General features: G+C 39.2%; 8 protein-coding genes. 2 read left to right on the forward strand and 6 right to left on the reverse strand.

Annotated features, from left to right (window positions below; all coding sequences use genetic code 11):
* Positions 1-100 precede the first annotated feature (100 nt).
* Both ACFING_RS00370 and ACFING_RS00375 read left to right on the forward strand, forming a co-directional pair.
* Positions 101-1198, forward strand: a complete 1098-nt coding sequence (locus ACFING_RS00370) for a carboxynorspermidine decarboxylase (RefSeq protein ID WP_375620959.1) — start codon at positions 101-103, stop codon at positions 1196-1198.
* A 54-nt stretch (positions 1199-1252) separates the two neighbouring features.
* Positions 1253-2491: a saccharopine dehydrogenase NADP-binding domain-containing protein gene (locus tag ACFING_RS00375; protein ID WP_375629091.1), complete on the forward strand. Its 1239-nt coding sequence runs from the start codon at positions 1253-1255 to the stop codon at positions 2489-2491.
* Positions 2492-3478: 987 nt separating this feature from the next.
* Here the strand turns inward: ACFING_RS00375 and lpdA are convergent.
* The 6 genes from lpdA to mdh form a co-directional block, all read right to left on the reverse strand.
* The gene (gene lpdA / locus ACFING_RS00380; protein ID WP_375620910.1) at positions 3479-4885 is read right to left on the reverse strand and encodes a dihydrolipoyl dehydrogenase; all 1407 of its coding nucleotides are present in this window, start codon (positions 4883-4885) and stop codon (positions 3479-3481) included.
* Between the two features lie 31 nt (positions 4886-4916).
* Complete coding sequence (odhB, locus tag ACFING_RS00385) at positions 4917-6128, reverse strand: 2-oxoglutarate dehydrogenase complex dihydrolipoyllysine-residue succinyltransferase (RefSeq protein ID WP_375622075.1); 1212 nt, start codon at positions 6126-6128, stop codon at positions 4917-4919.
* A gap of 32 nt (positions 6129-6160) precedes the next feature.
* Positions 6161-9160, reverse strand: a complete 3000-nt coding sequence (locus tag ACFING_RS00390; RefSeq protein ID WP_375629095.1) for a 2-oxoglutarate dehydrogenase E1 component — start codon at positions 9158-9160, stop codon at positions 6161-6163.
* Between the two features lie 163 nt (positions 9161-9323).
* The gene (gene sucD / locus ACFING_RS00395) at positions 9324-10226 is read right to left on the reverse strand and encodes a succinate--CoA ligase subunit alpha (protein WP_375612754.1); all 903 of its coding nucleotides are present in this window, start codon (positions 10224-10226) and stop codon (positions 9324-9326) included.
* 3 nt (positions 10227-10229) lie between these two features.
* The gene (gene sucC, locus ACFING_RS00400) at positions 10230-11426 is read right to left on the reverse strand and encodes an ADP-forming succinate--CoA ligase subunit beta (protein ID WP_375612755.1); all 1197 of its coding nucleotides are present in this window, start codon (positions 11424-11426) and stop codon (positions 10230-10232) included.
* An 88-nt stretch (positions 11427-11514) separates the two neighbouring features.
* Positions 11515-12477, reverse strand: a complete 963-nt coding sequence (mdh, locus tag ACFING_RS00405) for a malate dehydrogenase (RefSeq protein ID WP_375611328.1) — start codon at positions 12475-12477, stop codon at positions 11515-11517.
* Positions 12478-12492: the final 15 nt, after the last annotated feature.

The following is a 12492-nucleotide window of genomic DNA, read 5'->3' on the forward strand; positions in this document are numbered from 1 at the left end:
ATTCTTTTCTTAAGATTCTTTTTTCTTGAGACATTCTGTTACTCTTTGTACTAAACGTTGATCTTGGCAATAAGATCCTACAAAAAAGAATGAATAAATGATGATAAAAACCCCCTACTATCTTATAGACAAATCGAAACTCATCAAAAACATGCAAACAATTTCTCGTTTACGGGAAATGTCCGGAGCTAAAATTTTACTTGCTTTGAAATGTTTTGCCACATGGAGTGTTTTTGATTTAATGTCTGAGTTCATGGATGGAACCACATCATCATCCCTTTATGAACTGCGTTTAGGAAGAGAAAAATTTGGCAAAGAAACCCATGCTTATTCAGTGGCTTGGGCAGATGATGAAATTGATGAAGCCTGTGGTTATGCAGATAAAATCATCTTTAATTCCATCCAACAGCTTCAACGCTTTTCTGATGCAACAAAAACCATTCAAAGAGGTTTAAGGTTAAACCCAGGAATGAGCGCATCAAATTTTGATCTTGCCAACCCCTCTCGCCCTTTTAGCCGCTTAGGAGAAACAAACCAAAGCGCTATCAAAGAAGTTCTGCCTCTTATCAACGGATTGATGATCCATAACAATTGTGAAAATGCTGACTTTAATCTTTTTAACCAAATGCTTGGGTATATGGAAGAAAAATTTGCAGAACTTTTTTCTGCTGTTGACTGGATAAGCCTTGGCGGCGGAATCCATTTTACGGCTGAAAATTATCCTCTAGAAGCTTTCGCAAAACGCTTAAAACAATTTTCTAAAACTCATGGTGTCACTCTTTTTCTAGAACCAGGAGAAGCTGCTATTACCAAAAGCACCACTTTAGAAGTCAGTGTTCTTGACACATTGTATAATGAAAAGAATCTAGCCATCGTTGATAGCTCAATTGAAGCACATATGCTTGATCTTCTCATTTATCGTGAGAATGCCAAATTAGAACCCAATCAAGGTCCACACGAAATTATGATTTGTGGAAAGTCTTGTCTTGCCGGCGATATTTTTGGAACATTTCAATTTCAAAAACCTCTTAAAATAGGCGATAGACTGTCTTTTCAGGATGCAGCAGGTTATACAATGGTCAAGAAAAACTGGTTTAATGGCGTTACAATGCCTGCTATTGTTCTCAAAGAGTGCGATGGTACATTAACACTTCAACGCCAATTCAGCTATAACGACTATCAGGAAAGCCTTTCATAAAGATAAACCATAAAAAACGTCATACAACAGTATTAAAAAGGAGATGGACCTACAATGAAAAAAAATGTTCTCATTATTGGTGCCGGAGGTGTTGCACAAGTTGTTGCGCATAAATGCGCTCAAAACAACGATATTCTTGGTGAAATTCATATTGCTTCACGAACACTCAAAAAATGTGAGGCCATCATTGCTTCTATTAAAGAAAAAAACACAATGAAAGAACAGGGTGTTCTCAAAAGCCATTCGCTCAATGCCATGAATGTAGAAGAAACTATAAAGCTCATCCAAAAGACCAAATGCGAAATTGTCATTAATGTTGGTTCTGCCTTTCTTAATATGTCTGTTCTTTCAGCTTGTATTGAAACCAAATGCGCTTATATCGATACCGCAATTCATGAAGACCCATTGAAAATTTGTGAAACACCTCCTTGGTATGGCAATTATGAATGGCCTCGACGTCAAGAATGTGAAAAAGCTGGTATAACCGCTATTTTAGGAGCAGGTTTTGACCCAGGTGTAGTGAATTCTTATGCTGCATTAGCGCGCGATGATTATTTTGATAAAATCACAGATATTGATATTATTGATATTAATGCCGGAAATCATGGACGTTGGTTTGCTACAAATTTTGATCCAGAAATTAACTTCCGTGAATTTACAGGACAAGTATGGTCATGGCAAAATAAAAAATGGACTTCCAATAAAATGTTTGAAATCAGCCATGAATGGGATCTTCCCGTTGTGGGAAAACAAAAAGCCTATATGACAGGACATGATGAAATTCATTCACTTTCCAAAAATCTTGATGTAGAGAATGTCCGTTTCTGGATGGGATTTAGTGATCGTTATATCACTGTTTTTACGGTTCTAAAAAACCTCGGACTCTTATCCGAACAACCAATTAAAACGGCAGAAGGTCAAGAAGTTGTGCCCTTGAAAGTCGTGAAGGCCGTCTTACCCGACCCTTCCTCTCTCGCCCCAGACTACACAGGAAAAACCTGTATTGGGGGTCTTATTAAAGGCGAAAAAGATGGAAACCCGAGAGAAATTTTTATCTATAATATAGCCGATCACAAACAAGCTTTTCATGAAACTGGGGCACAAGGCATTTCCTATACAGCTGGCGTACCAGCAGCCGCAACAGCTCTTCTTATTGCCACAGGCGAATGGGATGTTAAAACTATGGTCAATGTAGAAGAATTACCACCCCACCCTTTCCTTAAATATCTTGATCATATGGGGCTTCCCACTTTTATAAGAGAACAACAAGAGGATAAAAAATTACAATTTTAATACTTATAGAAAGCATATGCTTAATTTTTTAAGTTATCACAAAACTGCTCAATGAAAACAAACTTAATATTCTCGTGTAATTATGGTTTTCAAAAAAATTTTAGCTATTCGTTATATTTTGGCAACATTGCGATTTCTTAACAACCTTAAAGAAGAGACATATCATCTTTTTAAGACATAGCAAGCAATGATCAAGATAAACAGAGAAGCAAAAACTAATTTAATCACACTGTATGACTTGTCTTATCATCAAAAAGATAGTGTCATAAACAAAAGATATAAAAATACTGCTCTTTTAAATAAGAGCGGTATTTTTTAGAATATTCAATCCCTTCCCTCTTCATATATAACGTTACGCTGAATACTATAAGATTATCTTAATCACAAACTCTCTCACATTGAAGCAATTAAAATCTTTTGTCTGCACATCACAAACAAAGCAAGCGTATGAGTAAAAAATGACAAATTTCTCTTATGAAAACGCTCAAATAATAAAGAGCTTTAGCAATATTGAAAACTGAAAAAGTGTATTATAATGTCAGTGTGTACTTTTACTAAACATAAAGATGATGGTGCACAATAGGTCTTGTAACAGTTTGAATGAATTTCATATATTTCAAGAGGAACTTTACAGTTATACCATTCACGAGCCACCATCGCGAAGTAGATTTGAGCATTTTGAGAGATGTTTGCTTAACACAAAACACGCAGATAAGCTCGGAATCCTATCTTAAATATTTTATAACAGTATAAAAACTACCCCATATATAAAACTTTACATAGACTAAACACCACTGCTCTAAACGATAGTGCACAACAGGATAATCAATCAAAACTGCACAACAGATATCTAAAAAAGTAATTATCGAAAAGCATACAACAAATGGAACATTCCAATACTATTGGTTATATTCCTTTTTTTGTTGCATGCTTCACTAATATTTTCTGCCCCCCCGTGCCTTTTAAAATGTACTTTTTAAAAGCTTTTTAAATATGAAGTGGTTTAGCAAATGTTGCCAAAGCTGCCTCACGCACGGCTTCTGATAAGGTAGGATGTGCATGGCAACAACGTCCCAGATCTTCTGATGAACCACCAAATTCCATTAAAACTGCAATTTCATGGATCATTTCACCAGCACCAAATCCAAGAATATGTCCTCCTAATACCCTATCTGTTTTTTTATCAGAAAGGATTTTAACGAACCCATCACTCTTTTGCATTGCACGTGCACGACCATTGGCCATAAAAGGAAATTTGCCAACATTATATTCAATACCAGCAGTTTTTAGCTCTTCTTCTGTTCTTCCTACACTCGCAATTTCCGGCTGTGTATAAACAACACTAGGAATAACATCAAAATTAACATGCCCTTTTTGACCTGCCAAAATCTCTGCCACAGCAATGCCTTCTTCCTCTGCTTTATGTGCTAACATTGGCCCTTTTACGACATCACCAATTGCATAAATTCCTGGAACATTCGTCTGCCAATGGGCATCAATTGCAATAAATCCGCGTTCATCTAACTGAACACCAGCCTCTTGTAAGCCAAGCCCCTCTGTATAAGGAGAACGTCCAGTAGCAATAAGCACAACATCAGCCTCTAAAGTTTCAGCCTCACCACCTTTGACAGATTCAAAGCTCACCTGAGCAGTTAAGCCAGATTGTGTAACAGCTGTCACCTTTGCACCCGTTTTATATTCAATCCCCTGTTTTTCCATTAATTTCTGAAATTGCCGTGAAACTTCACCATCCATTGAGCCCAAAACTTTATTAAGATACTCAATAATGGTCACCTTAGCACCCAAACGGCTCCAAACTGATCCAAGTTCTGAACCAATGACACCAGCACCCACTACAATCATATGCGCTGGTACTTTTTCAAGTGAAAGGGCTCCCGTAGAAGAAACAATAGTCTTTTCATCAATTTCAACATTCACCCCTGGAATTCCTGAACTCTCTGAACCGGTAGCAATAATAATATTTTTTGTTTCAATTGTTTGTTTATTACCATCTCTGGCAACAACTTCCACATGACCCGCACTCAAAATTTTGGCTGTCCCAAAAAAAGTATCAACTTTATTTTTTTTCATCAAAAAAGAAACACCACTGGTATTGGCTGTCACCACAGCTTTCTTATGAACCATCATTTGTTCAAGATTAAGCTTAGATTTACCAATAGAAATACCAAGCGTTTCAAAACCATGCTGGGTTTCAGCAAACACTTCTGAAGCATGCAACAACGCTTTAGAAGGAATACAACCAACGTTGAGACATGTTCCTCCTAATGTTGTACGCTTTTCAATAATTGCTACTTTAAGTCCCAGTTGCGCCGCCTTTATTGCTGCTACATAACCACCTGGACCCGCTCCGATCACAGCCACATCATAAGACATCCGTTTCTCCTTTCATCCTGAAAACTGTATTTTACAAATCAAGAACAAGGCGTTCCGGATCTTCTAAGCTTTCCTTAACACGCACAAGGAAAGTTACAGCCTCTTGCCCATCCACAATACGGTGATCATAAGAAAGCGCTAAATACATCATGGGGCGGATCACAACTTGGCCCTCAACAACCATTGCTCGCTCTTTAATCGCGTGCATTCCCAAAATACCAGATTGTGGTGCATTCAAAATCGGTGTTGACATCAACGATCCATACACACCACCATTGGTAATGGTAAAAGTTCCACCTTGCATATCAGAAACGGCTAATTTTCCATCACGCGCAAGACGCCCCAAACGACCAATCTCTTTTTCAATCTCTGCCAATGACATTTGATCTGCATCTCGCACCACTGGAACCACAAGCCCTTTATCCGTTCCAACAGCAATTCCAACATTTACATAGTTTTTGTAAACAATATCTGTCCCATCAATCTCGGCATTAACAGCAGGAAGTTCTTTTAATGCATGACAAACAGCCTTGGTAAAAAAACCCATAAAACCAAGCTTAACGCCATGTTTCTTTTCAAAAAGATCCTTATAACGCTTGCGCAAATCCATCACCGCTGACATATCAACCTCATTAAATGTGGTTAACATTGCTGCTACATTTTGTGCATCTTTAAGACGGCGAGCAATTGTTTGACGCAATTTCGTCATACGAACCCGCTCTTCACGTGTTTCTTGGACAGGAGTTGTCGAAGAACTCGTCGCAGAAGAAGAGGGTGTAGGGGCATTTGTACTTTGTTTTAATCCACCAAGAACATCTTCTTTAAGAATTTGTCCACGTTTTCCAGAACCTGAAATATCGCTTTTTGCAACATTATTTTCAGCCATCAATTTTGCTGCTGAAGGAGAAGGAGGCATTGCACTGCTCAAAGCAGGTTTCTCCGATTCAGATGAAGGCGCTGGAACAAGTGTAGCAGAAGGTGAAAATGATTGGGAGACACCAGCTTCTCCAGCTTTCACCACTCCTAAAAGAGCATTTACTTCAACCGTATCGCCTTCTTTTGCAATGATTTCAGATAATTTTCCAGCAACAGGAGAAGGAACTTCAACGGTTACCTTATCAGTTTCTAATTCAACCAAAGGCTCATCCATAGCGACAGCTTCGCCAAGTTTTTTAAACCATTTGCCAACCGTTGCTTCGGTAACCGATTCGCCCAAAGTAGGAACACGAATTTCAGTAGTCATAATATTTTTCCATACATCAGAGTAGTAATAAATTAAGAACCTAACGCGTCTTTAAGAAACGCAGCCAGTTGTTCAAGGTGTTTCACCATTAACCCAGAGGCCGGTGACGCACTCGCAGGACGTCCTGCATAACGAGCACGTGAATATTGCGCATTAATATGCGTCAAAACCCATTCCAAATAAGGCTCAATAAATGACCAAGCCCCCATGTTTTTTGGTTCCTCTTGGCACCAAAAAACTTCCGCCTGCAAAAAGCGCGATAATACATTCACCAAAACTTTTGCAGGGAAAGGATAAAGCTGTTCAACACGAAGGAGGTAAACATCATCAATACCCCTTTTTTCACGTTCTTCATAAAGGTCGTAATAAACCTTACCAGTACAAAGAACGACACGGCGAATCTTATTATCTTTTTGCAACTTAATGACAGAATCTTTGAGACATTCTGCATCATCAAGCAACACACGACAAAAACTTGTTTCTGGCCCCATTTCATTGAGAAAAGAAACAGCTCTCTTATGACGTAAAAGTGATTTCGGTGTCATCAAAATCAATGGCTTCCGGAAATCACGCTTAATTTGTCGACGCAAAATATGAAAATAATTTGCAGGGGTTGTACAATTAGCAACCTGCATATTATCTTCCGCACAAAGTTGAAGAAACCGTTCTAAACGTGCAGAAGAATGCTCCGGCCCTTGCCCTTCAAAACCATGAGGCAATAAACACACAAGACCAGACATACGAAGCCACTTACGCTCTGCGGATGAAATAAATTGATCAAAAATGACCTGTGCACCATTAGAGAAATCACCAAATTGTGCTTCCCAAAGTGTTAATCCTCGTGGTTCAGCAAGAGAATATCCATATTCAAAACCAAGAACAGCTTCTTCAGAAAGCATAGAATTAACAACGTCATAAAGCGCTTGCCCCTTTTGTAAATGATTCAAAGGAATATAACGCGCCTCATTTTCTTGGTCATAAAGAACTGAATGACGTTGTGAAAAAGTTCCCCGTTCAACATCTTCACCGGAAAGACGAACCGGTGCACCTTCCAAACAAAGTGAACCAAAAGCTAAAGCTTCAGCGGTTGCCCAGTCAACACCCTCACCGGTTTCAAAAATTTTAGCACGATTATTTAAAAAACGTTGAATGGTTTTGTGAACGTGAAAATTCGCCGGAATTTCAACAATTTTCTGACCAATTTCCTTTAAAGTTTTTACTTCAACACCGGTTGCTCTAGAATGCTGCTCATCAGAACTACTAAAAGCTTTGAGTCCCGTCCAGCTTCCATCAAGCCAATCAGCCTTATTAGGCTTATAAGAAGCACTCGCTTCAAGTTCACCTTCAAGCTTATCGCGCCATAATTTTTTTTGTTGCTCAATTTCTTCTGAAGTAACCATTCCTTCTGCTACCAATTGGTCACTATAAAGTTGAAGTGTTGTTTTATGATTACGTATTGCTTTATACATAAGCGGCTGCGTAAAGGAAGGTTCATCACCTTCATTATGCCCATAACGGCGATAACAAAACATATCAATAACCACTGGTTTATGGAAAATTTGGCGAAACTCTGTTGCTATTTTGGCAACAAAAACAACTGCCTCAGGATCATCACCATTCACATGGAAAATTGGTGCGTCAATCATTTTTGCGACATCTGATGGATAAGGCGAAGAACGTGAAAAACGTGGAGATGTTGTAAAACCAATCTGGTTATTGATAATAACATGAAGTGAGCCTGCAACACGATAACCTTTAAGACCTGAAAGACCAAAAGTTTCTTGGATAACGCCTTGTCCTGCAAAAGCGGCATCACCATGAATAAGCAATGGCATCACTTTTGAACGCTCACTTAATGGGAGTAAATCAGTATGCGCAGGTCTCATAAGTTGATCTTGTTTAGCACGTGCTTTTCCCATAACAACCGGATCAACAATCTCAAGATGAGATGGATTGGCCAACAGTGATAAATGAACTTTTTTACCATCAAAGTCCAGATCAGCGGTAGTTCCCAAATGATATTTGACATCACCGGATCCCTCCACATCATCAGGCTTGTAAGATCCCCCTTTGAATTCATGAAAAATAGCCCTATGCGGTTTGGCAAGAACTTGTGAAAGAACATTTAAACGACCACGATGTGCCATTCCTAAAATAACTTCCCTAACCCCCAAAGCACTACCACATTTGATAATCTGTTCAAGAGCGGGAATCAGCGCCTCACCACCATCGAGTCCAAAACGCTTTGTACCTTTATATTTAGTGTCTAAAAACTGTTCGAATCCCTCTGCCTGAATAAGCTTATTCAGAATAGCTTTCTTGTCTTGTTGTGTGAAAGAATTTTTTTTATCTCGCCCTTCAATGCGTTCTTGAAGCCATACTTTCTGAACCGGATCAGAAACATGCATATATTCCACACCGATTGTTGAACAATAGGTACGATTGAGAATCTCAAGCATTTGCGGAATAGTTGCACATTCCAACCCTAAAACATTATCAATAAAAATGGGACGCTCGTAATCAGCTGGGGTAAAACCATAAGCTTCTGGAGAAAGTTCCTTATAATCTTCTTGTTTTTCGGCCAATTGAAGAGGGTCAAGTTGCGCATGAAGATGTCCCCGTTCTCGAAACGCACGAATCATCATAATTGCATGAACGGAATCACGTGTTGCTCGAATAATATCTTGTTCACTGGAAGTTTTTCCCTTTTGTGCAGCACCTGTTATTGCTTTTTCCTTTAATTTATCGCCAAAATATTTTTCAAGAGAAGACCAATCACCATCAAGAGCAGAAATCAATTCACCCTCTGCTTTTAATGGCCAATGATCACGCTGCCATGTTGCTCCTTCAGCATTTTTAAGAACATCTTCTTTATTATCATGAAGTCCTTCAAAAAAAGCACGCCACTGTGAATCAACACTGGCAGGATCTTTTTCATATTGAGCATAAAGTTGATCTATATAATCCGCATTCCCACCATAAAGAAATGATGTCTGTGCAAAAAGGCTATTTATTTCGTCCTGCCTTGCCATATACTTCTCCGGAACATTTATTCCGTCTCCTTATATCTCTTTTTGACCTTTAAATGCTTACAAACAAGCAGTGATTCGAACATTCAAAAAAGTTTTACCTTTTTATACTCAAGCTTTTTCACCTGAATCTAAGAACCTTTTCTTATTCAGGTGAAACTTTCTTTTAGCCTTTCAAAACTGACATCAAAGTCTTACCTATCTGTGATGGCGAAGAAGATACACGAATCCCTGCTGATTCCATTGCCGCAATTTTATCTTCTGCTCCACCTTTACCACCAGAAATAACAGCACCAGCATGTCCCATTGTACGTCCTGGAGGAGCCGTACGGCCAGCAATAAAGCCAACAACTGGCTTTTTACGACCTTTTCTTGCTTCATCTTGCAAAAACTGTGCTGCTTCTTCTTCAGCAGAACCACCAATCTCACCAATCATAACAATAGACTCGGTTTCATCATCTGCTAAAAACATTTCCAACACATCAATAAATTCAGTGCCCTTAACAGGATCGCCACCAATCCCTATAGCAGTTGTTTGTCCGAGACCTTCCTGACTCGTTTGAAAAACGGCTTCATAAGTTAAAGTTCCCGACCTCGAGACAACCCCAACAGAACCTTTTCTAAAAATAGAACCAGGCATAATACCAATTTTACATTCATTTGGTGTAAGAATACCGGGACAATTAGGACCAATAAGACGAGACTTTGAGTTTTCTAATCGCGCCTTCACTTTAACCATATCCATAACGGGAATACCTTCCGTAATACAGATAATTAAACGAACTTCAGCTTCTATAGCCTCTATAATAGCTGCCGCAGCCCCTGCAGGAGGAACATAAATAACGGAAGCATCTGCACCTGTTTTTTCTTTTGCTTCTGCAACATTAGCGAAAATAGGAAGAGTTTCGCCTTTTGAACCTTCCCATGTTTCTCCACCCTTTTTAGGATTAACGCCACCAACCATTTGCGTACCATGATAAGCAAGCGCCTGTTCTGTATGAAACGTTCCTGTTTTTCCTGTAAGCCCTTGAACTAGAACTTTTGTCTCTTTATTCACAAGAATTGACATAGCTTAAGCTCCCTTCACGGCTGCAACAATTTTTTGGGCAGCATCATCTAAATCATCAGCAGGAATAACATTCAAACCACTCTCATTGATAATTGCTTTACCTTGCTCAACATTAGTACCTTCAAGACGAACAACCAAGGGAACCTTTAAACCAACCTCACGAACAGCAGCAACCACACCTTCAGCAATGACATCACAACGCATAATACCACCAAAAATGTTAACCAAAATGCCCTTAACATTTGGATCGGCCGTAATAATCTTAAAAGCAGCTGTCACCTTTTCTTTTGATGCTCCACCACCAACATCCAAAAAATTCGCTGGCTCTGCTCCATAAAGCTTAATGATATCCATTGTTGCCATAGCAAGCCCAGCACCATTAACCATGCAACCAATCGTACCCTCAAGAGCAACATAAGCAAGATCATGCTTTGATGCTTCTATTTCCTTTGGATCTTCTTCTGAAAGATCGCGCAATTCTAAAATATCTGGATGACGAAACAGAGCATTATTATCAAAAGAAACTTTCGCATCAAGAACACGCAAGTGACCATCTTTCATCACAATAAGCGGATTGATTTCTAAAAGGCTCATATCTTTTTCACAAAATGCCTTATAGAGAATCGGAAAAAGCTTTTCACCATCTTCTCGCGCACTACTTTGTAGTTTCAACGCATCACAAAGTCTTGCACAATCAGCAGAAGTAACACCCTCTACAGCATCAATGGGAAGCGTGAATATTTTTTCTGGTGTCTCTTCAGCAACCGTTTCAATATCCATTCCACCTTCTGTTGAAACAACAAAAGCAATTCGACCAACGCTACGATCAACCAAAAGTGAAAGATAAAGCTCCCGTTCAATATCGGCACCATCTTCAATATAAAGGCGGTTGACCTGCTTACCCTCTGGACCAGTTTGTTTGGTTACCAAAGTTTTTCCAAGCATTTCTTGAACATTTGCAACAACTTCTTCAACAGATTGTGCAAGCCGAACACCACCCTTTGCATCAGGACCAAGTTCTTTAAACTTACCCTTACCACGACCACCAGCGTGTATCTGACTTTTAACCACATAGAGAGGTCCGGGCAATTTTTCCGCCCATTTTTCAGCTTGCTCTACAGAATAAACAGCGACACCATTTGCAATTGGTGCTCCATATTCATGAAGCAGACGTTTGGCCTGATACTCATGGATATTCATGCATTTGTCCTTTTCTTTTATGGATCTTATTAATCCTAAAGTTTTAACATTCTAAATACTTATTTTAATGAATTAAATCTTGTTCAATTTACTTGAGACTAGGTACAAGAGCAATACAAGCTTCACAAAGCTTTTTAACCGCATTTACTGAATGATCAAAAGCACCTCTTTCTTCCTTATCAAGATCAATTTCAATGACTCGTTCAACACCACCTGCACCAAGTACAACAGGAACACCAACGTAGGTATCATTAACCCCATATTCTCCTGAAAGATAAGCTGCAACAGGCACAACACGCTTAGTGTCCTTTAGATAAGCCTCAGCCATAGAAACAGCAGAAGCTGCTGGTGCATAATAAGCAGAACCTGTTTTTAACAAACCAACAATTTCTGCACCGCCATCACGGGTACGCTGGATAATTTGATCAATTCTTTCCTGTGTTGTCCAGCCCATCTTTACAAGATCAGGCAAAGAAATACCACCAACCGTTGAATAACGCACGAGAGGAACCATTGTATCACCGTGGCCCCCTAAAACAAACGCTGTCACATCTTTAATAGAGACCTTAAATTCCTCAGATAAGAAATGACGAAAACGCGCTGAATCAAGAACACCAGCCATCCCAACCACTTTATGTGTAGGGAGACCTGAAAATTTCTGCAATGCCCACACCATCGCATCAAGGGGATTGGTAATACAAATAACAAACGCTGAAGAAGCGTATTTTTTAATTCCAGCTCCAACTTGTTCCATAACCTTTAAATTAATGCCCAAAAGTTCATCACGGCTCATACCAGGTTTTCGCGCAACGCCTGCTGTTACAATAACAACATCAGCACCTTCAATTGCTTCATAAGCATTAGCACCTTTTAGACTGATATCAAAACCATCAACGGGAGAAGATTCGGCTATATCTAGAGCCTTACCTTGTGGCACACCTTCTGTAATATCAAATAAGACCACATCAGCAAGCTCTTTAAGCCCAATAATATGTGCTAAAGTACCACCAATCATACCTGAACCAATGAGAGCTATTTTTTTCCGTGCCATTTTATTTTTTCCTAA

Origin of the sequence: Bartonella sp. AP150HLJHH (assembly GCF_042196385.1) — a bacterium.
In the GTDB taxonomy this organism is placed as follows: domain Bacteria; phylum Pseudomonadota; class Alphaproteobacteria; order Rhizobiales; family Rhizobiaceae; genus Bartonella.

Bases quoted from the DNA above. Each gene is read 5' to 3' on its own strand.
- ACFING_RS00370 (WP_375620959.1), top strand. From the start codon at position 101: ATGATAAAAACCCCCTACTATCTTATAGACAAATCGAAACTCATCAAA.
- ACFING_RS00375 (WP_375629091.1), top strand. From the start codon at position 1,253: ATGAAAAAAAATGTTCTCATTATTGGTGCCGGAGGTGTTGCACAAGTT.
- lpdA (WP_375620910.1), bottom strand. From the start codon at position 4,885: ATGTCTTATGATGTGGCTGTGATCGGAGCGGGTCCAGGTGGTTATGTA.
- odhB (WP_375622075.1), bottom strand. From the start codon at position 6,128: ATGACTACTGAAATTCGTGTTCCTACTTTGGGCGAATCGGTTACCGAA.
- ACFING_RS00390 (WP_375629095.1), bottom strand. From the start codon at position 9,160: ATGGCAAGGCAGGACGAAATAAATAGCCTTTTTGCACAGACATCATTT.
- sucD (WP_375612754.1), bottom strand. From the start codon at position 10,226: ATGTCAATTCTTGTGAATAAAGAGACAAAAGTTCTAGTTCAAGGGCTT.
- sucC (WP_375612755.1), bottom strand. From the start codon at position 11,426: ATGAATATCCATGAGTATCAGGCCAAACGTCTGCTTCATGAATATGGA.
- mdh (WP_375611328.1), bottom strand. From the start codon at position 12,477: ATGGCACGGAAAAAAATAGCTCTCATTGGTTCAGGTATGATTGGTGGT.